Source organism: Primorskyibacter flagellatus (assembly GCF_048268605.1).
Taxonomy (GTDB): Bacteria; Pseudomonadota; Alphaproteobacteria; order Rhodobacterales; family Rhodobacteraceae; genus Primorskyibacter; species Primorskyibacter flagellatus.
In genome coordinates, this window is the sequence record NZ_JBLWVF010000008.1 from 77551 (window position 1) to 103847 (window position 26297).

Annotated in this window: 21 protein-coding genes; 8 read left to right on the plus strand and 13 right to left on the minus strand. The window is 60.2% G+C overall.

The window, feature by feature from the left end; genetic code table 11:
* Nucleotides 1–4 precede the first annotated feature (4 nt).
* Nucleotides 5–1654, plus strand: a complete 1650-nt coding sequence (locus tag ACN0WV_RS10910; protein ID WP_417605702.1) for an ABC transporter ATP-binding protein — start codon at nt 5–7, stop codon at nt 1652–1654.
* Nucleotides 1655–1736: 82 nt separating this feature from the next.
* Nucleotides 1737–3281: an ABC transporter substrate-binding protein gene (locus ACN0WV_RS10915; RefSeq protein WP_417605704.1), complete on the plus strand. Its 1545-nt coding sequence runs from the start codon at nt 1737–1739 to the stop codon at nt 3279–3281.
* A gap of 105 nt (nt 3282–3386) precedes the next feature.
* On the opposite strand, the gene hslU is transcribed toward ACN0WV_RS10915, so the two are convergent.
* The 10 genes from hslU to regB form a co-directional block, all read right to left on the minus strand.
* Nucleotides 3387–4694, minus strand: coding sequence for an ATP-dependent protease ATPase subunit HslU (gene hslU, locus ACN0WV_RS10920; RefSeq protein ID WP_417605706.1), 1308 nt, complete (start codon nt 4692–4694; stop codon nt 3387–3389).
* 62 nt (nt 4695–4756) lie between these two features.
* On the minus strand, nt 4757–5326 hold the full coding sequence (gene hslV / locus ACN0WV_RS10925; RefSeq protein ID WP_084350925.1) for an ATP-dependent protease subunit HslV: 570 nt from the start codon (nt 5324–5326) through the stop codon (nt 4757–4759).
* A gap of 143 nt (nt 5327–5469) precedes the next feature.
* The gene (gene trxA / locus ACN0WV_RS10930; protein ID WP_084350923.1) at nt 5470–5790 is read right to left on the minus strand and encodes a thioredoxin; all 321 of its coding nucleotides are present in this window, start codon (nt 5788–5790) and stop codon (nt 5470–5472) included.
* A gap of 71 nt (nt 5791–5861) precedes the next feature.
* A complete protein-coding gene (addA, locus tag ACN0WV_RS10935) occupies nt 5862–9251 on the minus strand; it encodes a double-strand break repair helicase AddA (RefSeq protein ID WP_417605709.1) in 3390 nt (1129 codons plus the stop codon).
* Nucleotides 9248–12178 (minus strand): double-strand break repair protein AddB, encoded by a 2931-nt coding sequence (gene addB, locus ACN0WV_RS10940; protein ID WP_417605711.1) that lies wholly within the window; start codon nt 12176–12178, stop codon nt 9248–9250. The genes addA and addB overlap by 4 nt, the downstream gene beginning before the upstream one ends.
* Nucleotides 12171–12830 (minus strand): nucleotidyltransferase family protein, encoded by a 660-nt coding sequence (locus tag ACN0WV_RS10945; protein ID WP_417605824.1) that lies wholly within the window; start codon nt 12828–12830, stop codon nt 12171–12173. The genes addB and ACN0WV_RS10945 overlap by 8 nt, the downstream gene beginning before the upstream one ends.
* Entirely contained in the window at nt 12830–13828 is a 999-nt protein-coding gene (locus ACN0WV_RS10950; protein ID WP_417605712.1) for an aminoglycoside phosphotransferase family protein, read from the minus strand. Before ACN0WV_RS10950 ends, ACN0WV_RS10945 begins: the two co-directional genes overlap by 1 nt.
* The gene (tsaE, locus tag ACN0WV_RS10955; RefSeq protein WP_417605714.1) at nt 13825–14298 is read right to left on the minus strand and encodes a tRNA (adenosine(37)-N6)-threonylcarbamoyltransferase complex ATPase subunit type 1 TsaE; all 474 of its coding nucleotides are present in this window, start codon (nt 14296–14298) and stop codon (nt 13825–13827) included. Before tsaE ends, ACN0WV_RS10950 begins: the two co-directional genes overlap by 4 nt.
* A gap of 41 nt (nt 14299–14339) precedes the next feature.
* Nucleotides 14340–15854 (minus strand): PAS-domain containing protein, encoded by a 1515-nt coding sequence (locus ACN0WV_RS10960; RefSeq protein WP_417605716.1) that lies wholly within the window; start codon nt 15852–15854, stop codon nt 14340–14342.
* An 81-nt stretch (nt 15855–15935) separates the two neighbouring features.
* Nucleotides 15936–17333: a sensor histidine kinase RegB gene (regB, locus tag ACN0WV_RS10965; RefSeq protein ID WP_417605718.1), complete on the minus strand. Its 1398-nt coding sequence runs from the start codon at nt 17331–17333 to the stop codon at nt 15936–15938.
* Nucleotides 17334–17440: 107 nt separating this feature from the next.
* On the opposite strand from regB, the gene ACN0WV_RS10970 reads away from it, so the two are divergent.
* Entirely contained in the window at nt 17441–18061 is a 621-nt protein-coding gene (locus tag ACN0WV_RS10970) for an SCO family protein (RefSeq protein WP_417605719.1), read from the plus strand.
* A 77-nt stretch (nt 18062–18138) separates the two neighbouring features.
* Nucleotides 18139–18693 (plus strand): ActR/PrrA/RegA family redox response regulator transcription factor, encoded by a 555-nt coding sequence (locus tag ACN0WV_RS10975; protein WP_116597729.1) that lies wholly within the window; start codon nt 18139–18141, stop codon nt 18691–18693.
* A gap of 39 nt (nt 18694–18732) precedes the next feature.
* Here ACN0WV_RS10975 and ACN0WV_RS10980 read toward each other — a convergent pair whose 3' ends face one another.
* The 3 genes from ACN0WV_RS10980 to ACN0WV_RS10990 all read right to left on the minus strand — a co-directional run bounded on the left by ACN0WV_RS10980 (nt 18733) and on the right by ACN0WV_RS10990 (nt 20602).
* Nucleotides 18733–19200 carry a GNAT family N-acetyltransferase gene (locus ACN0WV_RS10980; protein ID WP_417605720.1) on the minus strand — a complete coding sequence of 156 codons (468 nt, stop codon included), beginning with the start codon at nt 19198–19200 and terminating at the stop codon, nt 18733–18735.
* Nucleotides 19197–19793: an HD domain-containing protein gene (locus tag ACN0WV_RS10985; RefSeq protein WP_417605722.1), complete on the minus strand. Its 597-nt coding sequence runs from the start codon at nt 19791–19793 to the stop codon at nt 19197–19199. Before ACN0WV_RS10985 ends, ACN0WV_RS10980 begins: the two co-directional genes overlap by 4 nt.
* Nucleotides 19794–19894: 101 nt before the next feature.
* Nucleotides 19895–20602, minus strand: a complete 708-nt coding sequence (locus tag ACN0WV_RS10990; protein WP_417605724.1) for an FkbM family methyltransferase — start codon at nt 20600–20602, stop codon at nt 19895–19897.
* Between the two features lie 130 nt (nt 20603–20732).
* Between ACN0WV_RS10990 and ahcY the strand changes: the two genes are divergently transcribed.
* The 4 genes from ahcY to ACN0WV_RS11010 all read left to right on the plus strand — a co-directional run bounded on the left by ahcY (nt 20733) and on the right by ACN0WV_RS11010 (nt 26260).
* Nucleotides 20733–22127 (plus strand): adenosylhomocysteinase, encoded by a 1395-nt coding sequence (gene ahcY, locus ACN0WV_RS10995; RefSeq protein ID WP_417605725.1) that lies wholly within the window; start codon nt 20733–20735, stop codon nt 22125–22127.
* A 472-nt stretch (nt 22128–22599) separates the two neighbouring features.
* Nucleotides 22600–22941 (plus strand): DUF2853 family protein, encoded by a 342-nt coding sequence (locus ACN0WV_RS11000; protein WP_084350899.1) that lies wholly within the window; start codon nt 22600–22602, stop codon nt 22939–22941.
* Between the two features lie 512 nt (nt 22942–23453).
* The gene (locus ACN0WV_RS11005; protein ID WP_417605727.1) at nt 23454–24794 is read left to right on the plus strand and encodes an aspartate aminotransferase family protein; all 1341 of its coding nucleotides are present in this window, start codon (nt 23454–23456) and stop codon (nt 24792–24794) included.
* Nucleotides 24795–25255: 461 nt separating this feature from the next.
* Entirely contained in the window at nt 25256–26260 is a 1005-nt protein-coding gene (locus tag ACN0WV_RS11010; RefSeq protein WP_417605729.1) for a DctP family TRAP transporter solute-binding subunit, read from the plus strand.
* Nucleotides 26261–26297: the final 37 nt, after the last annotated feature.

The following is a 26297-nucleotide window of genomic DNA, read 5'->3' on the forward strand; positions in this document are numbered from 1 at the left end:
ATCGATGAGCGATCTTCTGTTGAAAATCCGGGGTCTGAAGATCGAAGGCCGGTCGGACGAGACCTGGAACCCGATCATCAACGGCGTGGATCTGGACCTGCACAAGGGCGAGGTTCTGGGACTGATCGGCGAAAGCGGGGCGGGAAAATCCACCATTGGGCTGGCCGGAATGGGCTTTACGCGCGACGGCGTCCGCATTTCCGGTGGGTCGGTTGAGTTCGACGGCATTGATTTGATCGAGGCGTCGTCGGAGACCAAGCGCAAGCTGCTGGGCACCCGCATCGCCTATGTCGCGCAATCCGCCGCCGCCAGCTTTAACCCCGCGCATAAACTGATTGACCAGCATACCGAAGCGCCGGTTCAGCACGGCGTGATGTCGCGGACTGAAAGTGCGGCCGACGCGGTAGAGCTGTACCGCCGCCTGCGGTTGCCCAACCCCGAAGAGATCGGTTTTCGCTATCCGCATCAGGTGTCCGGCGGGCAGTTGCAGCGCGCGATGACGGCAATGGCAATGTCTTGCCGCCCGGATCTGATCATCTTCGACGAGCCGACGACGGCGCTGGATGTCACCACCCAGATCGAGGTTCTGGCTGCGATCCGAGATATCGTCGAGCAATTCGATACTGCCGCGATCTACATCACCCATGATCTGGCGGTGGTGGCGCAGATGGCCGACCGCATCAAGGTGCTGTTGCAGGGGGATGAGGTCGAAGAGGCCGAAACCCGCGAGATGCTGTCTCACCCGAAAGAGGACTATACCAAAAGCCTTTGGGCAGTGCGCGAATTCAAGCGCCCGCAAAAGCGTGCGGTGGCTTCCGGCGCGGTGCCGGTTGTTTCTGTCCGCAAGGTGACCGCCGCTTACGGGCCGGTAAAGGTACTGCGGAACGTCAGTTTCGACATCCATGAAGGGCGTACCGTGGCAGTTGTGGGCGAAAGCGGCTCTGGCAAATCCACGGCTGCGCGCTGCATCACTGGGCTACTGCCGCCGTTGGGCGGGTCGATCATGGTCGACGGGGTCGAGATGCCCGCCGATTACCGTAAACGCAGCAAGGACCAGCTGCGACAGGTGCAGATGATCTACCAGATGGCGGACACCGCGCTAAATCCCCGCAAGACGATTGGCGAGATCATCGGCCGGCCCGTGCAGTTCTACATGGGTCTGCGCGGGCGTGACCGCCGCCGCCGGGTTGAACAGTTGCTGGATGAAATCGAGCTGCCCGCCGATCAGTATTTCGACCGCCTGCCGTCAGAGCTTTCGGGCGGTCAGAAGCAGCGCATCGGCATTGCTCGTGCGCTCGCCGCTGAGCCGCGGTTCATTATTTGTGACGAGGTCACCAGCGCGCTGGATCAATTGGTCGCCGAAGGTATCCTCAAACTGCTGGCGCGCCTTCAGGACGAGTTGAAACTCAGCTATATGTTCATAACCCATGATCTTGCGACGGTGCGATCCATCGCCGATGAGGTTGTTGTGATGAAAGAGGGGCAGGTGATCGAACAGGGGCCAAAGGACGAGATGTTCCGCCCGCCCCATCACGCCTATACTGATCTGCTGCTCAGTTCCGTTCCGGAAATGGACCCGTATTGGTTGACAAACCTGCTTGCGGAACGCGGAGTTGATAACATCGGCGACGCCGCAGTTGATAAGATGGGATGAGAATCGTCAACGCTTCGGCAAGGGGCGGGGTCCAGGATTTGCGGAAGATCCGCGATAAACAAAAGTACAGGGAGACGAAAAAATGGTACAGATTAGCAGACGAAGCCTGCTGAAAACCGGTGCAGCCGCCAGCGTTCTTGCAGCGACGGGCCTGCCTTTGCGCGCCGAGGCCAAGCGTGGTGGAACACTGCGTCTGGGACTTGCGGGCGCCAACACATCCGACACCTGGGATGGCCGGACGCATTCAGATACCTACATGATCATGTGCGCCTACGGTGCCGTGTTTGATTGCATGACCGAAGTGTCGGCCAGTGGTGAATTGATCGGCGAATTGGCCGAAAGCTGGGAAGCGTCGGCAGATGCGAAAACCTGGACGTTCAAGCTGCGTCAGGGCGTGACGTTCCACAACGGCAAGGCCTTTGGTGCAGATGATGTGATTGAGTCGCTGAACATGCACACGGCAGAAGGGTCGAAATCAGCGGCCAAGCCGATTGTGTCGGCGATTTCGGAAATCAAGAAGGTCAGCGATCACGAGGTTGTCTTTACGCTTGAATCGGGCAATGCCGACTTCCCGTTCCTCTTGGCGGATTACCACCTGCTGATGTACCCGGCGGGCCAGATCGACGAAGCCATTGCCAAAGGCATTGGGACCGGCATGTATAAGGTCGAAGCGTTCGATCCCGGCGTGCGGACATTGCTGAGCCGCGTTGACAGCCATTACAAGGACGGCAAGGCGGGGTGGTTCGACCAGATCGAGGTTATTGCGATCAACGATGCGTCGGCCCGAATGAACGCGCTGATGACCGGTCAGGTCGATGCCGTCAACCGTGTCGATTACAAGACCGAAGCGCTGCTGAAGGCAAATCCCAACGTCAACATCTTCGAGGTGACGGGCAACCGGCACTTCACCTTCCCGATGCTGACGGCGCTGGATCCGTTCAGCAATCTCAAGGTGCGTCAGGCGCTGAAACACGCGATCAACCGAGAAGAGATGGTCCAGAAAATCCTGTTGGGTCACGGGTCTGTTGCGAATGACCACCCAATCGGTCCCGCGAACCAGTATTATGCAGCCGATCTGCCGCAGAACAGCTATGATCCGGACAAGGCGAAGGCGCTGTTGAAAGAGGCGGGTCTTGAGGGGCTGAGCGTTGACTTGTCGGCCTCCAGCGCGGCATTTGCCGGTGCGGTTGACGCTGCACAGCTTTATCAGGCGTCAGCCAAGGCGGCGGGCGTGAACATCAACGTGGTTCAGGAACCAGCGGATGGGTACTGGTCCAATGTCTGGCTGAAAAAACCGTGGTGCGCGTCCTATTGGTCGGGTCGTGCGACTGAGGACTGGATGTTCTCGTCGGCCTATGCGTCCGGCGCGCCGTGGAACGACACCGGCTGGGAAAATGCCCGTTTTCAGGAATTGCTTCTGTCCGCACGGGCAGAGTTGGACAGCAGCAAGCGTCGCGACATGTATACCGAGATGCAGATGCTGTGTTCGACGAATGGCGGCTCTGTCATTCCGATGTATGCCAACTATGTTGACGCACATTCCACCAAGCTGGCGAATTCGGGAACGATCGGCAATTCTTTCCAGATGGACGGCAGCCGCTTTATCGAACGGTGGTGGTTCGCGTAATCTTCATCATATCCAAACGACAAAAGCCCCGCAATTTGCGGGGCTTTTTATTGGCGGTAGCGCGGAGTTGTCTGCGCCCACAAGTCGTCCAAGTTTACCCGAGGGTCACAGGACGTAGCGGCTGAGATCGGTGGATTTCGTCAACTCGCCCAGATGCTTGTCAACAAATTCCGCATTGACGGTGACATCGCTGCCGGGCTGATCCGGCGCGTCGAAACTCAGGTCTTCGAAAACCCGTTCCATCACGGTGTAAAGACGCCGCGCCCCGATATTTTCAACCGATTGGTTCACGTCGGCGGCAATCTTTGCCAATGCGGCGATGCCGTCCTCGGTAAAGGTGACTTCGACCTTCTCGGTTGCCATCAGGGCCGTGTATTGCAGCGTCAGCGCATTGTCCGTCTCGGTGAGGATCCGCACGAAATCCGCCTCTGTCAGCGCGCGCAGGTTCACGCGGATCGGCAAGCGGCCCTGAAGTTCCGGCAACAGGTCCGATGGCTTGGCGATGTGAAACGCGCCGCTGGCGATAAACAGGATATGGTCGGTCTTCACCGGGCCATGTTTGGTGCTGACGGTCGTGCCTTCGATCAGTGGCAGCAAATCGCGCTGCACGCCTTCGCGGCTGACATCGCCGCCGCGCGCATCGCTGCGGGCACATACCTTGTCGATTTCGTCAAGGAACACGATGCCGTTCTGCTCCGCCGCCTCAATCGCCGCGGCCTTTACGGTTTCATCGTCCAGCAGCTTGTCCGCCTCTTCCGAGATCAGCGCCTCGTAGCTTTCGGCCACGGTCATGCGCTTGCGGGTCGTGCGGCCCTGAAAGGCCTTCCCGAACAGATCCCCCAGATTCATCATGCCCATATTCGCGCCCGGCTGTCCGGGAATGTCGAATGTCGGCATCGGGTTGGACGTGTCGGCCAGATCAAGTTCAATCTCTGTGCTGTCCAACTCTCCTGATTTCAGCTTCTTGCGGAACATCTCGCGTGTGCCTTCGCGGGCATCCTCGCCGGCGATGGCGGTGATCACGCGCTCCTCTGCCGCATGATGCGCGGCGGATTTCACGTCTTCGCGCATGTATTCGCGGGTCATTGCGATGGCAGCATCGACAAGGTCACGCACGATCTGTTCTACATCGCGACCAACATAGCCGACTTCGGTGAATTTCGTGGCTTCCACCTTGATGAACGGCGCGCGGGCAAGCTTGGCCAGACGCCGGCTGATTTCGGTCTTGCCGACACCTGTCGGGCCGATCATCAGGATGTTCTTTGGGTAAACCTCGTCGCGCAGGTCATCTGCCAACTGCTTGCGGCGCCAGCGGTTGCGAAGGGCAACGGCGACAGCACGTTTGGCATCTTTCTGGCCGATAATGAACCGGTCCAGTTCTGATACGATCTCGCGGGGGGTCAGGTCAGTCATAGCGGGTCCTTATGCAACGGTCACGTCGGGCGCACATCTTGAGGCAAAAGTTGGCAAGCCACTCAGGAAGCGTCTTTGCCGTCGATGGTTTCGACCGTGAGATTTCCATTGGTGTAGACGCAAATATCCGCAGCGATGGCCATCGCACGGCGCGCGACGCTTTCGGCGTCAAGTTCGGTATCCATCAGCGCCCGGCCAGCGGCGAGCGCGTAGTTGCCGCCAGAGCCGATTGCGGTCACGTCATGTTCGGGTTCCAGCACGTCGCCCGCGCCGGTGATCACATACAGATCCGTCCCGTCGGTGACGATCAGCATCGCTTCTAGTTTTTGCAGGTATTTGTCGGTGCGCCAGTCCTTGGCCAGCTCTACACTGGCGCGTTGTAGCTGACCGGGGGTTGCCTCAAGCTTGGTTTCCAGCCGTTCCAACAACGTAAAGGCGTCGGCGGTGGAGCCGGCAAACCCTGCAACAACATCGTAGCCACCCGGTGAAATCCGGCGCACCTTGCGGGCAGTGCCCTTGATCACTGTCTGGCCCAGGCTGACCTGTCCGTCGCCAGCGATCACCACGCGGCCGCCTTTGCGCACACCGATGATCGTGGTGCCGTGCCAGCCGGGAAAGTCGTTTTCTGCCATGTGGTGCCTCCGTTTCCTTCCCGGCGTATATGGCGGGCGGGGTGGCAGGGTGCAAGGGCAGGCGCGTTTGCGCAGCTTGCAACCCCCAGCAAAAAGGGCACCGCGAGAGGTGCCCTTTCGATGTCTGTAGGCCGGTCCGGCGCTTAGATCGATTCCTTGATCCAGCTTTCCAGCGCGGCTTTCGGCGCAGCGCCAGCGCGGTTGGACACCACCTGACCGTCCTTGAAAATGAACAGCGCTGGAATGCCGCGCACGCCCATTGCCGCTGCGGAATTGGGGTTCTGGTCAACATCGACCTTGGCCACCTTGATCTGTCCATCCATCTCGGCCGACAGCTCTTCAAGGGCTGGGCCGATCTGCTTGCAAGGACCGCACCATTCGGCCCAGAAATCCACCACAACGGGGATGTCGGAATTTTTTACTTCGGCGTCGAACGTGTCGTCGGTCACTGCCACGGTAGCCATTGGGGTTCTCCTAAAGAGATTCGAGGGGTTTTCATCTTGGGCATGAAACCTAGGAAGCCCGGCGCATGGCGTCAAGATGTGGCGGTCATGTACAGGGCAACACTCACCATATCGTTAGGTAAGGGCATGTATCGCGGCACCGCAGTCCATAAGATACCGGTTTCAATCTGGTGGTTCGGGTAGATCTCTTCAAGGGCAGCGGCATAGGCTCCCATCTGCCGCAGCAGGCCATCGGGGCAGTTTTCCGGGCTGTCGGGAACGGTGCGGTTGGTCTTGAAATCCACGGCGGTGATCTTTTGCGGGGTGATAATCAGCCTGTCGATGACTCCGTGGATGCGCCGACCGCCAAGCGCGTGCAGGGTTGCGGTGATCGGCACTTCGGCGAGCGTCCCCTCGCCGAAAAGATGCGCCAGTTCGGGGGTGTCCAGCAGGTACAGCGCCTCTTGCACCAACTGAGCGCGATGTTCGGGCAACAGGATTTCACCGGCGCGCGCCAGCAGCCTGTCGGCTCGGGCGGCACGAAGATCGCTGGTCACAATTGGCAAATGTTCCAGCAACAGATGCAAGGCGGACCCCAGCGCCTTGGCCGTTTCCTCGTCCAGCCCAGCCTCACCGGGCAGGGCCTTGGCACCCCCCAGATCAGATGGGCTAAGGGTTTCCGCGGGGGGGATGACAAGCGGGGCCGGCTGGGACATGAACGAAGGCAAAGCCGCCGCTTCACTGACCGAGGGCTCTGGCGAAATCTGCGGGGGGCTTTCCCAATCGCCGGTCTGCATGCGCAATCCCGGTCCGGAGCCCAGTTCGCCAAAATCGAACCCGTGTGGTTCGGCACCTGCATTCTCCATGCCGACGCGCACCCGGTCGTGCCACGCTTCGCCGTCCTTGCCCAGCTCGCCGGCCGCAGCGACGATCAGCCACTTTTCGGCGCGGGTCATGGCGACATAGAGCAACCGGTCGCGTTCGTTGCGTTGGGCGGCGCGCTCTGCCTCCTGCGCTTCGGATTGTAAGGCTGGGCTTTGTGCCGCGATGGCGGGCCAGATCACCGTATCGGCGCATTTCAACAGACCGCGGGACGCCCGCTGGATGCGCTGGCCGCTATCGGGCAGCATCACGATTGGGGCCTCCAGCCCTTTTGCGCCATGCACGGTCATCACCCGGATGCGCTTGCCCGCGCTGTCGGCCTGTCGTTTGATGACGAAGTCGTCCGTCTGCATCCATTGCAGAAACCCGGTCAGGCTGGGAATATCCGATTGCTCATAGCCAAGCGCCTGAGACAGCAGCGCGTTGATCCCGTCCTCGGCCTCTTCCCCCAGCCGGGCCAACAGTTTGCGGCGGCCGTCATGCCGGGTGAGGATACGCTCGATAAGGTCGTAGGGCCGCAGGAAATCGGTCTTGCCCATCAGGTCGTTCAGGACGGCCCAGACATTGGGGAATTCGTCACGACGCTTGCGCAATGCGGCCCACAAAAACGGGCCGTCGCGACGATGGGCCAGATCAAAGACCTGCTGTTCCGTCCAGCCGAACAGAGGGGATTTCAACGCTTCCGCGAGCGACAGGCTGTCCTCGGGCGTTGCCAGAACCTTGAGCACGGCCGCCAAATCGCGCACCGCCAATTCCGCCCCAACCTTGAGCCTGTCGGCACCGGCAATCGGCAACCCACCGGCCTTGCAGGCGCGGATGATCTCTTGGAACAACGGCCCGCGCCGCTGCACGAGGATCAGAAAATCACCGGCATGAATCTGGCGCGTCTGATATTGCCCGGTATTGCCGATCTCTTGCGCGATGGGCTGGCCGATCTGGTCGTGGATGAACCCGGCGATGCGCCCTGCCAGCGTTACGGTGTGGTGTCGTGTGCCGGGTCGGTCCAGCGGTTCATACCAAGGGGTTTCGTCTTTCTCACTGTTGCGTTCGACCACCGGCCACAGATCGACGCGCCCCGGCATGTTGGATTTGAAGGCCCGGTGCGCGGCCTCTTCGCCAAAGCCCGCGTCGTTGCGCCCCTCGAATGTCTTGTCCACAAGTTGCAGCACCGGCGTGGCAGAGCGGAACGAGTATTGCAGCGTCAGGCTTTGCAGCGGTGTGGGCGAGGCGGCAAGCCGTTGTTCGAACTCGTCCCGCATCCGGTCGAATTCACGCGGGTCAGCGCCCTGGAACGAATAGATGGATTGCTTGCGGTCCCCAACCACGAAAACGGTGCGGATGTGATCCGACCGCGCGCTGACGCCTGCGGTGAATTCCTGCGCCAATCGCTCGATGATCTGCCATTGCACCGGGCTGGTATCCTGCGCCTCGTCGACAAGGATATGGTCGATGCCGCCGTCCAGCTTGTACAGCACCCAAGCCGCTACTTTGGGGTCGTTCAAAAGGGCGCGGGCCTTGAAGATCAGATCATCGAAGTCGAGCCAGCCCTTGCGCTGCTTCGCGGCGTCGAATTTGGGCAGGAACAGTGCCGCAAACCGGTGCAATGCGTGCGTTTTCTCTGCTGCGAGCAGGGCAAGACGTTCTTCGCGGGCGCTTTCGACCCGGCGCATCAAATCCTCCAGCCGGGGCATTAGGTGGGGAATGGATTTTTGCAGCCCCTTGGTCGGAAAGGTGCCGATCTTCGCCGTGAAGGGGTCTTTCGCGCCAGCGCCTGTTAAAAACACGCCTTCCATCACCGGTAATGCATCGAAATCCGGAAGGCCGATCCCGCCCAGCGGCCCGACAGCCCGAAGATCCATCGCACTGCTGGAGCGGAGCGCAGACACCAGTTCCGCCAGCAATTCCGCCTCGCCGCCAAGGAAAACCGTTTGGGCGATACTGGCGCGCGACGTGTCGGGATCAAGGCCGTAAAGCGCCTTTATCTCGGGTTCGGCAAGGGGGCGCGACAGGGCGGTGCGGTGCTGCAAAATGTCCTTTGTCAGGCTTTCCAGATCGTCATCGGAGGAAAAGTGCCAGGCGGCGGCGGTGACTTCGGCAGGATGGGAAAGCGCCAGCGCATCGACCACTTCGGCCTGAAGCAAGATGGCGGCGCGGTCCTCCATTTCCTTGAATTGCGGGCTGATGCCCGCCTCCAGCGGGAACCGGCGCAAAAGCGCCGCGCAGAAGGAATGAATGGTCTGGATGCGCAGGCCGCCCGGCGTTTCGATCGCGCGGGCAAACAGGGTGCGCGCCTGTTGCAGAAACTCTTCGTCCAGCGCGGATTCGACACCAAGCTGATCCAGTTCTGAGCTGAGCGCCGCATCATCCAGCATCGCCCATTCACCCAGCCGCCGAAACAGCCGGTTCTGCATCTCGCTTGCGGCCGCTTTGGTGTAGGTCAGGCACAGAATATGCGAGGGCGACACCTTGTTCAGCAGCAGCCGTGCCACACGGTCGGTCAGCACACGGGTCTTGCCTGACCCTGCATTGGCTGACAGCCACGTTGATTCCGAAGGGTGCGCGGCGCGTACCTGCGCCTCTGTGGCGTCGTCGCGGATCATTCCAGCACCTCTTGGGTGGCATCGTCCGCGCCGTCCCATTCGCCGAACCGCGAAAGCTGATCATAGTCGGAAACGTGCTTGTCCTCCTGCATCGCGCGGCGGGCGGTAAACCCCTGATCGGCCTGTTGATAGGCGGCAATAAGCGCGGTGAACTCGTCCCAAACCTTTTCGGGCGGTTCCTTGCCCAGCGGAGCGGGAATCTCTTTGGGCGGGGCGGTCAGCCCGATATAGAGCGCCTGCGCGACCTCTGCGGGTGCCAGACCGTCGAACGCGCCCTGTGTGGCCATCGCCGCCTCCAGCAGCAGTTGCTTGTCGAATTTCGCCTGCTCGGATGGGCTGGGCGGCGTGCCAGTCTTATAATCGAAGATATGCAACCTGCCCTCGCTGTCGCGGTCGATGCGGTCGGCCATGGCCGTCAGGGTGAAACCCAGCATCGGGATCTCTGCGCGCCCTCGTGTCTCATGCACGACGGGCGTTGCGGCAGTTTGCCTTTGTGCCTCGTTCGCGACAAAACCACCTGCGGCCTTGTCAAGCCGCGCCTGCCAGATCCGTCTGGTCGAGGGCCACGGCACATCGCTGTCCAGCCGTTCCCGCGCAATGGCGGACAGGTGTTGGGGGGTCAGCAGCGACGGGTTCGCGGTGACGTCGCGCACGAAGTGTTCGATCACGCTATGCAGCAGGATGCCCCGCAGCAAAGCATCCGGCGCGCGTTGCAACGGATCAAGCGGTCGCAGCCGCAAGACATGACGGGCGTAGATCGCATAGGGATCGCGGATAAGCCGTTTGATCTCGGTGACGGACAGTTGTTTCGGACGCGCCTCTACCGGAGGACAGGGGGAGGGGCGCAGGGCCGGAGCAACGGGTTCCGTCGCCTCCAATGCGCGCGCATGGGCCAACCAGTCTGCGCCGCGAGCCTGCATCTGGCGCAGCGCTTTTGGCCCGTTGCGACCCGGCAGGCCGTTCATCAGGTTGGTCAGTCGGTTCAGCCATCGTCCGGCCACCGTTTCGGCGTCATCCGATCGCAAGGAGCGGGTCATCCAGACCTCGGGCGCGGCAACAGCCTGCTGGAAATCATGCGCCGCAAGGCCGATCCGCCGCTCAGGCAGCAACAGTCCCGCATCATGCCGCATCTTGCGGTTCAGCCAAGGATCAGCGCCGGGCAGTTCCGGCCAACTGCCTTCGTTCAGCCCGCCAAGGATCATCAGGTCCGTGCCCTGCACCCGTGCCTCCAGCGTGCCCCAGATCAGGATATGCGGGTGCGGCGCGTCGCGATCGCGCAACGGTTCCGCCGAAACCAGGACGCCCGAAACAAGGGAGTCGTAATCGGTGGCGTCCATTTCCCCGCCATGGGGCGCCTCGGCGGCGATCTGCTGCATGGCGGCTTTCGCAGAGCGGCCGGCCGCCTGATCCCACAGGATGCCGCTGCCGGTGGCGTTTGGCCCGGCCGAGATCGCCTCGGCCCGCGCGATATGGGTTTCTGCCCAGTCCGACAGGGGGCGCTTGCCCTTAAGCGGATCAACCATGAAACAGGCAGCCATCCAGGCAAGCCATTCCGCAGCGTCCTGTTTCTCCGCCCAGCCTTGCAATGCTTCTGACGTCGGGAAGGGGATGCCCTGCCGACGGATGTGAAGCTCCAACTCGCGGGTCAGGATAAGGTGCCGATTGCGGTCCTGCCCGGTATGGGTCAGCGGATGTTTCAGAAGGGTCAGCAGCGTCTCGGCGGTGCAGGGGCGCTGAAACAGATCCAGCACATGCCGCAGAAAGCGGCCCGGCGGGGTCAGTTGCAAAGGCGTGCCCGCGCTGTCATCCGACACGATGTCCCAGCGGTCCAGGGCCGAGGTTACCTGACGGGTCAGCATCCGGTCTGGCGTGATCAGCGCTGCGGTTTGACCCTCCTCTGCCGCTTGTCGCAGGCGCATCGCGATGGCGAGCGCTTCATCGCGGCGCGTCGGGGCCTCCAGCAAGGTCACATCTTTGGTCGCTATCGTAAGGTCCGGCAGGGTCGGCCCGTCCGTAAGCCATTGATCGGTGACCGGCGCAGGCCGCAGGGAAAGCGACACCAGTCGATTGCGATCTGCCGAGGGGGCTGGCGTGTCCGACCAGGGCGTGACCTGATCGGGGCGCAATTCCATTTGCTGCATCAACCGGGCAAAGCGATATTGCGGGTGATCCTCGCTTGTCATCCCGTCGGTCAGCGCATCCCAGACATGATCCGGCATGTCGTAATCAAAGCCGGGCAGAACCACCGCGCCCTGCGGCAGCCGCGCCACGGCCCGCATCAACAACGCCGTGGTGCCACGAGACCCGGTTGAGCCTGCAAGGATCACCGGGTGATCGGGCGGCGAGAGTTCCCAATCGCGGATCAGCCGAAGCGTCGCCAGCCGTTGCCATGCGGCGGTGTCCGGGGGCTCTGCATCCTTGTCGAAATAGCTTTGCACGATGCTGATGAAGGTTTGTGCGCGCTCCCAATGACCGCTGAGGTCAGACACGTCCAGCGCCGCGATGGCAGATGGCGGCACCCCCTCGCCCTGCATCTCGTCCATCAAGGCGGCAAGGCTGTCGGCAAGGTCGAACAAGGCCGTACGCGGGGCGAGATCGGGTTGCTGGTCCAGTAGCCGGGCGATGAGTTGTGACAGCTCCAGCCTGCGCCGCAAGGCTGGCACCGGATCCGGCAGGTCGGGCATGTCAGTGGCGTCCGCCAGCGATGTCAGAAGACGAACGCGCGGCAAGAGCCTAGGGGGTCCGGCGTCAAAAATATCGCGTATCCGGCGGGACATGCGGCGGGTGTTCACGATCAGCTCGACCTGCGCCCAAGCCTCTGGCGGGGTATCGGCCATCCGTTCGGTCAGCCCGTCGATCAGGGCGGCCGGGAAATCGACACCGGGTGCCAAGCCAAAAAGGCGCGGGGCGGGCGTATCGCTAAACATCCAGCATCGCCTCGGCCAGCGCGATGCCTTCGGGGTGGCCGACATCGCACCATTTACCATCATAGGGCAGGCCATAAAGTCGCCCGTTCTTCGCGATTTCATTCCAAAGTACGTTCAGCGAAAAGACCTGTTCGGGGATGGGGTGAAGCCCGTCCGTCCGGATAATCTGCACGCCGCTATAGACCAGCCCCGGACCGCGTTGCAGGCGGCCGTCCGGCAGGAGCGTGAAATCCCCGTCGCCATTGTGTCCAATGGCGTGCTGCAATGGCACACAGAGCAGAAGCGCATCCATATCGTCGGGCCGCCAGGCATTTGCCAACAACTGAAACGGATTGGGGCCGTGCCAGACTGCATCGGTATTCGTGGTGAATACCGGATTGGATTGCAGCAACGGCAGTGCCTGCCGCAACCCTCCGCCCGTGTCGAGGATCGCGGGGGTTTCGTCACTGAAGACTACGTCAGTCGATGCCAGATGCGCGCGCAGAAGGTCAGGCAGATAGTGCAGGTTGACGACACGGCGCAAATCCGGAAATGGCTTGGTCAGGTCCAGCGCATGGTCGATCAGAGGCCGCCCGGCGACCTTGATCAGCGGCTTCGGGCGGGTTCGGGTCAAGTCCTTCATGCGCGTGCCAAAGCCCGCGGCGAAGATCATCACGGCTTGCGGGTCGGACACTGCGATTTCAGCCTTTCCAGAACGGCGGTTTCAGGAGGCGGCAGAAGCGGCGCAAGATGCCGCGCCAGATCTGCAAGCACCGGATGCGCGAGGTTGGTTTGCAAGTGCCCCCAGACACGGGGGATCAGGTCGATGTAATGCGGCTTGCCCGCACCGATGCAAAGCCGGGTGAAGACCCCGAGAATACGCAGATTTCTTTGCGCACCCAGAACAGCGGCGGCGGCGGCGAATTGATCCGGGTCATGGCCGGTAAGTTTTAGGAAATAGGTTGTCGTGTCAGCGACGACAGAGGCAGGCACATCCCGGCGCGCGTCCTGCAAAAGCGACATGAGGTCATAGGGCGCGTGGCCCAGCATGGCGTCCTGAAAGTCCAGAAGGCCGGCGCGTGCGCTGCCGGTGCGGTCCGGCAACCAAAGCAGGTTTTCGGCGTGATAGTCCCGCAGGATCATCACCGAGGGCGCGCCTGCATGGGCCTGCAATGCATCCTGCATGGCATTGATCGCCGCAGATTTCGCATCAACCGCCACGGGTTGACCCGCATGTTCGGCATACCAATCGAAGGCGAGGTCGGTGGCCTGCGCCAGCATATCCGGCGTGGCGCGCGGCAGGTTGGCCGGAGGGGACAGGCGGTGGACTCGTGCCAAGACTTCGGCGGCGGTACGGTACAGCAGCGCCTCCTGCGACGGGTTCTCCTCTGCCAGACGCGCAAACAGCGCATCGCCGAGATCTTCCAGTAGAAGCAAGCCATTATCCGTGTCGGCGGCCACTATGCGCGGCGCGCTCAGACCATTTTCGACCAGATACTCCGAGAGCGTCTGAAACAGCTGCGTGTCGCCCGCCGGGTCAGTCATCAAGATAGCACTGCGCGTGCCATCCGTGAGACGCATATAGGTGCGCGACGAGGCGTCACCGGCCAGCAACGCGCGGTCAGCGTCAGTCCAGCCTGACCGTGACAGAAAATCATCCGGCGAAGTCATCCGACTATTCCCTCAAGCCGGGACTTCCACTTCGCGCCGTGCCAATTCAATGACAACTCGCGGGCGTCTTCCTGAGCGGTTTCGGAGAACCGAATGGTCAGCGCGTCTTCTGGCGTTAGCGAACCAAGCCTGTCGGGCCACTCAATCAGGCAAATCGCGCTTTCAAAAGCCTCTTCAAGACCAAGCTCGATACACTGCGCGGGGTCGGTAAGGCGGTACAGATCGCAGTGCCAGATTTCACCAGACGTGCTGTCATAGACCTGAACAAGCGTGAATGTAGGTGAGGGAACGTCTTCAGGCTCTGTCAGCAACGACTGGATCAGCTGTCGCGCGAAAAAGGTCTTGCCTGCGCCGATGCCGCCTTCCAGCAGTACACTGTCGCCGGGTTGCAGCCGGGTGCCAAGAGCCCGCGCAAAGGCACAGGTCGCCTGTTCAGAATTTATGTGAAAGGTCGTTGATCCGCGTGACATGGCGGCGACATTAACGCCCATGCCTGTGGCTGCAAGCGGGTTCAGACGCTCTGCGTGTCCAATTGCCGTATGGGCAGCGTTGGCGTTTCGCAAGCAAAGCTGACAAGCGTTGATCCGCCCGACACAGGGGTTATCTGGCAAAGAATCTGACTGCCGTTCCTGTGCGTCACTCGCATTTCCCAAGCCGCCCTGTCATGGCCCTGCACCACAAAATCGCGCAGCTCGCCCCACATGGGTGACGGATGGCACAGTTCCTGCCACTGCCGGGTGGCGTCAACGACGGTCATCTCGGCAAAACTGCTGTCCGGATCAGACTTCCACAGCGTGCGGTAGGCTGTATTGGAAAAGGACAGCACGCCGTTTTGTGAGAAGATCGCGATGGCGTCGTCCAGCGTGTCGATCACACATTGGCTTAGCTCTAGCTCTGACCGGAACCGGCGCGTCAACGAAATCTCAGCACTGATATCTTCAAACAAAAAGGCAATTGCGCCGTCAGGGTGCGGCCGGCCGGTGACTTTGTAGGTCAACCCCGAGGCAAGCGACCAGGTTTCGGAATAGCGGTCATCGCTGGCGGCTGCGACAAGGTCCGCCATCTGCTCGCGCCAACCGTGGTAGTTCTTGGGCTCGGGCATCATCCGGCCTTCGCGAAGCCGGTCGAAGAACGACAGCAGGTTTGGTCGGCCGGAAAGAAATTCGGCGGACAGCTGCGTCAGGTCGATCAGTGCCGGATTGAAAAGTGCAAGCTGACGATTGCGGTCAAAAATGGCCAGGCCGATGGGCAGGTAGGCAAAGGTCTTTGTCAGGGTCTGGACAAAGTTACGCTGCGCGATCTCTGCCCGCACAACAGCCGTTACGTCGATCCCGAAATGAAGCCATGACGCACCGTGTTGCGCGGATGTGATATCAAACCATCGTTGGGCGTCGCCGCGCGCCGATGTCAGGCAGGTGCGCCGGGTGCGCATATGCTCCAGCCCGTTGGATGGCACATCGAAAATAGGCGCTCCGGGCTGATAGCTCTCGACGCTCGCGGTCAGGGTGTCATAGGCATTGTTGCTCCAGTCCGTGCGATTTTTGCTGTCGCTTTTCCAAATTGGATTGGGTGCCTTTCCCAAGGCGACACGCAGCAGGTCCAGCTCGGACTGAGCGCTGCGTAATTGGTGCAGATCGGCTGAGCTGGCCGGTCGGTCGCACAGCGTCAGGCGCATCCGGCTGCCGACTTTATCAACCTCGATATAACCGTCATCGTCGGGCTTGGCTGAGGAAAAAAGCTGCCGTTCACGGGGTACATGATCGGGCAGCGAAGGAAAACGTGCGCGCAAACTGGCGACAAGATCGTGCCAGGTGATGTTTTTGCCCGCCATCAAGTCTCGTGTCTCGTCCGTTGCATCGACGATCATGTCGTCTTTGAGCAAGACCGAAATGGCCGGTTCAACATCCTGACGGGGATGGTGTCGGCCAGCCGGGCGATCGTTGCCGCGCGCCAATACGGATAGCAGAATGATCGCGGTAATCGCTGCGGCGGTGCAAACCACCAGGAAGTCATACGTTTCGATCATGCCGGTCCAGCTTTGCTGTCAGATTCGGATATGCCGACATTTCCTTAACAGCGTTAATAACCCCTTAATCGGAACAGTGCCCTAAACTTCGATCAAGGTGTTTTCGCCGATCGGGTGCCCTGACTTTCCCAGTTCCGTGACAATCATGTTGCGGGGCCAAACCACCTCGACGATGGCACCGCACCTTTCGGACGTCATTGATTTCGGTAAAAACCCATCTGACCCGTTGGCAAAATTCAACTGCGCGCCGGTACGCTCCAGCAGCGTCTTGGCGATGAACAAACCCAGCCCCATGCCTTCGTATTCCGGACGCGCGCTGCGGTCACGATCCGTCCGGCGGTTGCGCACAAAAGGGTCACCGATCCGCCCGAGTAGGTTCGGAGGATAACCGCGCCCGTCGTCGATGATCCGAATGGTGATTTTTGCTTCCGTCCATGTTGACTCGATCCAGACGGTGGTGCGGGAAAAATCCACGGCGTTCTGCACGAGGTTGCGCAGCCCGTGAATGATTTCCGGACGGCGCAGGATGTTGGGTTGTTCCGACTCGCCACCCGGTCCGGGGCCTTCCTCGACAATGATTTTCTTACCGCGGTTTTCATGCGGCTCTGCCGCTTCCATGATGACCTGCACCAGCGGTGCCTGGCGCATATGCAAGTCTTCTTTGCCAGCGCGCCCCATCGAACGAAGGATGTCGCGACAGCGATCGGCCTGCTCGCGGATCAGGCGCGCGTCTTCCTGCAAATCGGGTTGGTCATGCAGGTCTTCCATCAGCTCTGCCGAGGTCAGTTTTATCGTGGCCAGCGGTGTGCCAAGCTCATGCGCGGCTGCTGCGACCACGCCGCCAAGGTCGTTCAACTTCTGCGCGCGGGACAACGCCATCTGCGTCGCGGCCAAAGCGTCGTCCATGGAGTGCATTTCGTTTGCGATACGGCGGGAATAGATCGACAGAAACAGCAGCGCGATGGTGATTGCGACCCAGTTTCCGTACAGAAACGTGTCCGGGACGCGCAGGATGAAGCCTTCTTCGGTCCGCAGCGGCAGGTGAAACCGGATCAGCAGCGTCATCAGGACAAACGCGGTGATCCCCAGCAATGCAGTGGATCGCAGAGTCAGCACGGAGGCCGAAACCGTGATCGGCCCCAACACAAGCAGGGAGAACGGATTGTTCAGTCCGCCGGTCAGATACAGCAAAAAGGACAGTTGCAGCACATCAAACAGCACCATCAGAAAGTTCTCGGTCTCGCTGAGGCGCTTGTTTTCCGGAAAGACAAAAACCGCGATCAGGTTGCCGATAACAGAGACACCGACCGCCATAAGGCACAGGCCAAGCTCCAGCGTTAGATTGAACATGCGCTGGGCCACGAAGATCGCCACCAACTGCCCGACAATGGCAATCCAGCGGATCAGGATCATCGTGCGCAGACGGATCCAGTTGCCCCGGTTGCGGCCGCCGGCAAAAGAGGTTTCAGAGGTGCTCATCTGCGGCCATTCGTTCCCTTGCATTCAATAAGCCAATTGTTAGGTGTGACCGTGTTCCGGATCAACTGGGTTCGGCTTAAAGCACCTTAATCCCCGGAGTAAGTAAAATGAACAAGACCGCTGTTCTTGCCGCCACTGCCGTAGGCGTCTGTCTGATTGCTGGGGGTGTCTATTTCGCCACGTTGAGCGGCTCTGACGATCGCTTTGCGCAGTGCCGTGCCACCCAAGTCGCCGGCGGCGCAGGTCAGATCGGTGGCCCGTTCACTCTGGTCGATGACTCCGGTGCGACAGTCAGCGACAAGGATGTGATCACAGAGCCGTCCTTGCTGTATTTCGGGTATACATTCTGCCCGGATGTCTGCCCGCTGGATGTTGCGCGTAACGCCGATGCGGTGGATGTCCTGCAAGAGCGTGGCCAGTCTGTGACGCCGGTGTTCATCTCGATCGACCCCAAGCGCGATACGCCTGAAGTCGTTGGCGAGTTCGCGTCGAACATGCATGAGCGGATGATCGGGCTGACGGGGTCCGAGGAGCAGGTCAAAGCCGCAAGCCAAGCCTACCGCACTTACTACAAGGCGCATGAGGACGGCAGCGACTATTACCTCGTGGATCACTCCACCTTCAGCTACCTGGTCTTGCCGGAATATGGATTTGTCGAATATTTCCGCCGCGATCTTGGCCCCGAGGATATGGCGGACCGGATTGGCTGCTTTGTGAACAACGCTTAATTGCATATGGTTTGACCGCCCCTTGACCTCGGGATAGGTATGTTCGGACAACCTCATATCGTCCGAAGGAGAGTCGAGTGGCAGAACGCAAGCTACAGGATTTGGGAGAGGACAAAAGCCTCCTTCTTCTGGATGATGACGAGGCGTTTCTCAGGCGTCTGGCAAAGGCGATGGAAAAACGCGGGTTTGAGGTTGAGATCGCCGGTTCTGTAGCTGCGGGCAAGGCAATCGCAACTGCGCGCCCCCCCGCCTACGCCGTCTGTGATCTGCGGCTTGAGGATGGCAACGGGTTGGATGTGGTCGAGGTGCTGCGCGAGAAGCGGCCCGATTGCAAGGTCGTGGTCCTGACCGGCTATGGGGCGATTGCGACGGCGGTGGCCGCGGTGAAGATCGGGGCGACGGACTATCTGTCAAAGCCTGCCGATGCGACCGACATCACAAATGCACTGCTGGCCAATGACGACGATCTGCCGCCCCCACCGGAAAACCCGATGAGCGCGGATCGGGTGCGTTGGGAGCATATCCAGCGTGTCTATGAGCTGTGCGACCGAAATGTTTCTGAAACCGCGCGCCGGCTGAACATGCACCGCCGGACCTTGCAGCGGATCCTCGCGAAGCGGTCCCCGCGCTGAACCGGGTGTTGCCTGCCGCTTACGGTTACGGCGCGATGGTCAGAGCGCGAAACGCTTCATGACGCGCGGCGCGACAGGCGCGTCGTCCCAAGTTTTCCAGTCCTCGAAGCCGCGGCTGTCGTAATAGGCCAAGCCGCCAGTATTGTCGGCGCGGATGACCGCCGCGATATAGCGGTATCCCAGACCCCGCGCCGCGTGTTCGGTTGCGGAAAACAGCGCCGAACCGATGCCTGTGCCGCTCAGGCCTGTGCGAACAAAAGTGGCAATGTCGCAGGTGTCGGCCGGAAGCCCTGAATGCGGCTCGATCCATTGAAAGCCAAGCAGACCGGTGTCATCTTCTGCGACGTGCCATGCATTGCGCCCGATATGCCGCGACCGCCAGTCGCACAGATCGCGCGAGGTCACTTCGGTGGTCAAGGCCGTGCTGTCGCCCGCGTGGATCAAAGGGTTGAGAATGGCGACCATTCCGGCCTCGTCGCCGTCGCGGGCTGCGCGAACTAGCGTCATGTCATCGCCCCGAGCAACGCCGCATGGCGATGCGTGAACTCTGCACGCGTCACGGCCGGTGGGCGCAGCCGAATGGACAGATCGCGGATCAACCCCGGCTCAGGAGCGCCGAACAGGCGGTCTGCTTCGCTGCGCGAGAAACCGGCAATCTGAATTGCCTCCATCCACGCGCTGACCTTGTCGGCCTTCTTGATCAGCCTCTTGATCTTCACCGGGATCGTGGCGGGCAGGCCAAAGCGGATATGGATGGCCCCGGCCAAACGTTCGTCCAACGCACCGTAACCCGGCCCGACCGCAGCCTTTACCGGCGAGATCATGTCCCCGATCACATATTCCGGTGCATCGTGCAGCAGGGCGGCAAGCTGCCATTTCGCAGGCTCATCCGGGCAGATACGGGTGAACAGCGTCTCGACCAGCAGCGAATGTTCGGCAACCGAATAGGCATGGTCGCCACGCGTCTGGCCGTTCCAGCGGGCGACAAAGGCAAGCCCATGCGCGATGTCCTCGATCTCAATGTCGACGGGGGTGGGGTCCAACAAGTCGAGCCTGCGCCCCGATAGCATTCGTTGCCATGCGCGTGGTTGTTTGGCCATCTCGTCTTCCTGATAAATCTGTGGCCTTGAGTATGACGTTCAGTTTTCTGTGTAAATGCCGGGAACGTCGCGCAGGCCGTCGGAGTTTCCGGGTCCAGAGACTAATCCAGAGTGACCGGTGTTGTCGCGTAGACAAAATTGCCGTGCAACTTGCCGATCTGGGTATAGTTCAACCCACGAAACGTCCGATTGATCCACTGCGCCTGATCAAGATATTCAAGGATCAGGATCGGCTGCCAGCGGTGGATCAGGTGCCACGCGCCTTTCAGCGCCTGTTTCTCGTGGCCTTCGACATCCAGTTGCAGGATCGACAGCTTGCGGTCCAGCGGCACGACGTAATCCAGCATCACCGCCTTCACCGGTTCGACGCCGGGGCCGTCCTCGGTCACGAATTTGCTCAGGCCGCCCAATGAACGCCCCTCGGCATCGCGGGTTTGAAACAGCGCTTCGCCGTCGCAGTTGGACAGCGCGGCATTGGTCAGCGTGACATTCGACAAGCCGTGCAATGCGACGGTCCGGGTGGCGCAATGATGGTTGGCAGGGTTGGGTTCAAACGCCCACAGTCGCGCCTCTGGGGCCAGAGCGCTGGACAACGCCGGAATGAAGTCGCCGAAAAACGCGCCGGCATGGATGATGTCGCCATCACCTGCATGTTTGCGCATGAAGCGCAGCGTGTCGGGCTCATACACCCTGCCGGACAGGACGGCGCGCGATGCGGGGCGCTGTTCCAACCCGTCCGGGACGCAATAGCGGCCATATTCATTCTGCGGAATCCCGTTCTCGGATGCCGAAGCCTGATCGTTTGACATGTTTGAATTCCTGCCCTGACGTGGCCGCGTCACGCGGGCCTTGATCGTCGGAATCCTGATCTACGTTGCCCGAGAAATCAAGGGATGCTAGGGGCGTGGCAAATCTATTGGGAATTTCTGGAGAGCTGGCATGGCCACCGACTATATCGTCAAAGACATCAATCTTGCTGAATACGGGCGCAAGGAACTGAATATCGCCGAGACCGAGATGCCGGGCCTGATGGCGTTGCGCAAGGAATACGGCGAGTCCAAGCCGCTAAAAGGCGCGCGGATCGCGGGCAGCCTGCACATGACCATCCAGACCGCTGTTCTGATCGAAACGCTGGTGGCGCTGGGCGCGGATGTGCGCTGGGCGTCCTGCAACATCTTTTCGACACAGGATCATGCGGCGGCGGCAATTGCGCAAACCGGCACGCCGGTATTCGCCATCAAGGGCGAAACGCTGGAGGAATACTGGGACTATGCCGACCGGATCTTCATGTTCGAAGAGGGCGGCGCGAACCTCATCCTTGACGATGGCGGCGATGCGACGCTGTACATTCTGATCGGTGCGCGTGTCGAAGAAGGCGAAGAAGACCTGATCGCGACCCCGACATCCGAGGAAGAGGTCGCCCTGTTTGCCCAGATCCGCAAGCGGATCAAGGAAAGCCCCGGCTGGTTCGTCAAGCAGCGCCACATGCTCAAAGGCGTCAGCGAAGAGACCACGACCGGCGTGCATCGCCTGTACAAGATGATGGAAAAGGGTCACCTGCCTTTCCCGGCGATCAACGTCAATGACAGCGTCACCAAATCGAAATTCGACAACAAGTATGGCTGCAAGGAATCGCTGGTTGACGGTATCCGCCGCGCCACGGACACGATGATGGCCGGCAAGGTTGCGGTGGTTTGCGGCTACGGCGATGTGGGCAAAGGCTCTGCCGCAAGCCTGCGCGGCGCGGGTGCACGCGTGAAGGTGACAGAGGTCGATCCGATCTGCGCGCTTCAGGCCGCAATGGACGGGTTCGAGGTTGTGCTGCTGGAAGACGAAGTTGCCAAGGCCGATATTTTCATTACCACCACCGGCAACAAGGACGTGATCCGGATCGAGCATATGCGCGAGATGAAGGACATGGCCATCGTCGGCAATATCGGGCATTTCGACAACGAGATCCAGATTGCCAACCTGAAGAACCACAAATGGACCAACATCAAGGAGCAGGTCGATATGATCGAGATGCCTTCGGGCAACCGCATCATCCTGCTGTCCGAAGGCCGTTTGCTGAACCTTGGCAACGCCACCGGCCATCCGTCCTTCGTGATGTCGGCCAGCTTCACCAATCAGGTATTGGCGCAGATCGAGTTGTGGACCAAGGGCGACGACTACAAGAACGAAGTGTATGTCCTGCCCAAGCATCTGGACGAAAAGGTGGCGCGTCTGCATCTCGACCGGATCGGCGTGAAGTTGACAAAGCTGGATTCCGAGCAAGCCGCCTATATCGGCGTTGGTGCCGATGGTCCGTTCAAGCCGGATCATTACCGTTACTGATCCGGAGCCGCGATTTGTCGTAATTGGGGGACTGTCGCGCATTCGATTTGGGGAACAAGGGTTGCGGGCATTGCCCGAGGCATACGGTTTCAGGCCATCCACCCGGGTGGCCTGCTACTGTTATCCCTTAACAAGAATTCGGCTGGTCCGGCATCGCAGATCCTCCGGCGCGGCGTCGGGCGAAGCCTGTGGCAAGATCGTCTATCGCCGTTGCATGCTTGGTGGCCTCGTGCCTTTGAGCATCAGAGCGCTGAAACAAGCGTGTAAAGGCCCAAACCCGTAGCATATATCACCGGATCATCTGACGTGGACCCGTTTACCTGTGAGGTGACGTAAGGGTGACTTTCCGCTCAGGGGAAAATCCGCCCGGATTTGCCATTGTCATACCAACATTTCCCGTTAACCTGTCGCTTGTGCTGAAACTGGGACGAGTCAAGCCAGGCACGAGACCTGACATTATTGGGAGAATATTATGGGACGACGCGACGAATTGATCGAGAAATATGCTGACGATCTGAGGACCAAATGCGGCATGGATCCTGATATGGACCTGCTTCGCAAAGTGACCATTGCCTGCGGACCGGCCATTTACAACGCCGACGCGTCGACAGTGGCGGGAAGCCAGCCGGACGAGCTTGAGACCGTCAAGAAGAACTTTCTGATGAAGAAGCTGGGCTTGCCTGATGGCGCGGAACTGGACGATGCAATCAAGTCTGTGATCGAAACCTACGGGCAGTCCGAGCGCAATAAGTATCGCGCCGTGATCTATTACATGCTGACCAAACATTTCCGCAAGGAAGCCGTCTACGGCTAAGGCCGACTGGGGACATGGCACCATGTCTCCGACCGCGAAACATCACAAGTGAGCTAAATTGTAGCTACTAGACGTTTGCCCCGGGCATATGGTTGGGGTAGTCTCTACTTGTCTGGCTAGTATGGCTGGAACCTAATTCAGTTCGCGTGTGGTGTGTAGGGAGCACGTGGGGTGACGGAGGGTTCTGGCGCTATGTCCGGAACCCTCCGTTTTATTTGTGGTACATTTTTGGTGACCGTTGCCTGTTACATGTGGCATGGGAGTCACCACTTGCGCTGCGCGATCTAAAGTCGCGAAATGATCGTGTTGCATCCGCGCTGGGGGCCGTTGACGCCGAAGCGTCCGATACCCGATACCCGATGCCGGTGAACATTATTGCCACAGAGCGGCAGGGATCCCTCATGTGGCGACATGACATCTTTAAAATAGTCTCACAGGCGCTGGAAATATCCCTTATCCTGTTGCCGCGGCTTTGATCGCCGCGCGACGTTTTTCTTCAAAAGGCCCCTGTCATGAGCCAGACCCAAAGCCACGTCTTTCCCCGCCACTGTAACGCCAGCCTGCCCACGGCGGTGGGAGGTGACGGCTGCTATCTGATCGATGCTGACGGCAAGCGTTACTTTGACGGATCGGGGGGCGCAGCCGTGTCCTGCCTGGGTCATTCCAATGCGCGCGTCCGCGACGCGATCAAGGCGCAGGTCGATCAGCTGGCCTTTGCGCATACCGGCTTTTTCACCTCTGATCCGGCAGAGCAGCTGGCCGACTTGCTGATTGAAAATGCGCCGGGCGAGTTGGACCGGGTGTATTTCGTCTCGGGCGGTTCCGAGGCCGTGGAAAGTGCGATCAAGCTGGCCCGGCAGTACCATGTCGAGAATGGTGAACCTCAGCGGCGGCATCTGATTGCCCGGCGGCAAAGTTATCATGGCAACACCATCGGCGCATTGTCCGCAGGGGGCAACGCATGGCGGCGTCAGCAGTTTGCGCCACTGCTGCTAGACATGAGCCATATCGCGCCCTGCTATGAATATGCCGAAGCCGCCGAAGGCGAAACGCCCGAGGCTTACGGCCAGCGTGTCGCCAATGAACTTGAGGCCGAGATACAGCGGATTGGCGAAGACAGTGTCATCGCCTTCATCGCCGAACCTGTGGTCGGCGCGACACTGGGCGCGGTGCCGTCGGTGCCGGGCTACTTCAAGCGCGTGCGCGAGATTTGTGACCGCTACGGCGTCTTGCTGATCCTGGATGAGGTGATGTGCGGCATGGGCCGGACCGGGCATCTTTTTGCCTGTGATGCAGATGATGTTGCGCCCGATATTCTGTGTATCGCCAAAGGGCTGGGCGCGGGGTATCAGCCGATTGGCGCGATGCTGTGCTCTCGTGCGATCTACGACACGATCGCCCAAGGTACAGGGTTTTTCCAGCACGGACACACTTATATCGGCCATCCGGTCGCGGCAGCAGCCGGCCTTGCGGTCGTGTCGGAACTGCTGGAGCGTGATCTGGTTCCACAGGTTCAGGCGCGCGGTGCCTATCTGCACTCTGCGCTGACAGCACGGTTCGCCCAGCACGCCCATATTGGTGACATCCGGGGCCGTGGTCTGTTCCGGGGTCTGGAATTTGTCGCGGACCGACAGGCAAAGACACCCTTCGATCCGGCCTTGGGCCTTGCGGGCAAGCTCAAGAAAGCGGCCTTTGCCGAAGGATTGATCTGCTATCCGATGCCGGGTACGCGGGACGGACGCCATGGTGATCACGTCCTTCTTGCGCCTCCCTTCATCGCAACCGAGACCGAGTTGGACGAAATGGTGGACCGCCTGTCGCGTGCCGTAGACACCGTGATGACTGGCGTTTGACCCGTGATGATGCGGCGGTGGCGTGAGGTCAGCGCAGGGGACGACGCACGCCGCTCGGGCTGTCGCCCATCGCCCCGCCCGCCATCCCGCAAAAGGTCGTGCAGATTGAAGAATGCCATGAGGGGGCCGCTTTGGCCCAAGGCACTTTGGCCGGGTTGAGCTGAGTTTGAACGCCGAATCGTTCGAGCGTCCACCGACGCTCTGCGGTAGAAGGCATACCCGGTTTTACGTATTGTGCGCGCCGCAGGCTGTATGGGGGCGGTGTTGAGGAGATGAAGATCAAAACTCCGAATCCGTGGTTCTGGCTGCAAGCCGATGATACAAATAATAAAATTTATAAACCTCAGATGCTTGTCACGAAAACTTGAGTGCGATGCGCCGTTTCTATTGACTGGTGCCACCGCATCGCGTGGTTTTGTGAGGCAATAAAAAAGAAAATCAGGATCCCGGGAGGAGACCACATGAAAAGATTTCTGATGAGCGCGGCGATTGCGACCGCTTTGACAGCCACGGCGCAAACAGCGGTTGCAGCCTGTGATGATGGCGAGATTGCGATCAAGTTCAGCCATGTCACCAACTCTGACAAGCACCCCAAGGGGATCGCAGCCAGCCTGCTGATGGAACGTGTGAACAACGAGATGGACGGAAAGGCCTGCATGGAGGTCTTCCCGAACTCGACGCTTTATAATGATGATCAGGTCCTGGAAGCGATGCTGCAGGGCGACGTGCAGTTCGCCGCGCCTTCGCTTTCGAAGTTTGAGCAGTTCACAAAGGTGTTCCGGATTTTCGATCTGCCTTTCATGTTCAAGAACATCAATGCCGTGGATGAGTTCCAGAACTCTGAAACAGGGCAGGCAATGAAAGAATCGATGACTCGTCGTGGGTTGGTGGGTCTTGGATTCTGGCATAACGGCATGAAACAGATGTCTGCAAGCAAGCCTTTGATCTTGCCTGCGGATGCGGCCGGGCTGAAATTCCGCGTGCAGCAATCGGACGTGCTTAAGGCGCAATTCGAGGCGCTGGACGCCAGCCCGCAACCCATGGCGTTTTCCGAAGTGTATGGCGCGCTGCAAACCGGTGTGGTCGATGGGCAGGAAAACACCTGGTCGAATATCTATGGGCAGAAATTCTTTGAGGTGCAGGACGGCACGACCGAGACCAATCACGGCGTGCTTGACTATATGCTCGTGACCTCCATCGACTGGTGGGAAGGCCTGCCGGATGACGTCCGTGATCAGCTTGCGACCATCGTTGATGAGGTGACAACGGAACGGAACGCGGCCGTGAATGAAGTCGACATGGAGGCGCGTCAGGCCGTGCTTGATGCGGGCGGTGTCATCCGCGAGTTGGATGAGGATCAGCGCCAGGCCTGGGTTGATGCGATGAAGCCGGTCTGGGAGCAGTTCACGGCGGACGTTGGACAAGAGAACATCGACGCGGCGCAAGAAATCAACGCGAAGCATTGATCTAAATCTAAGTCCTGCCCCCCGCAACTGAATGCCG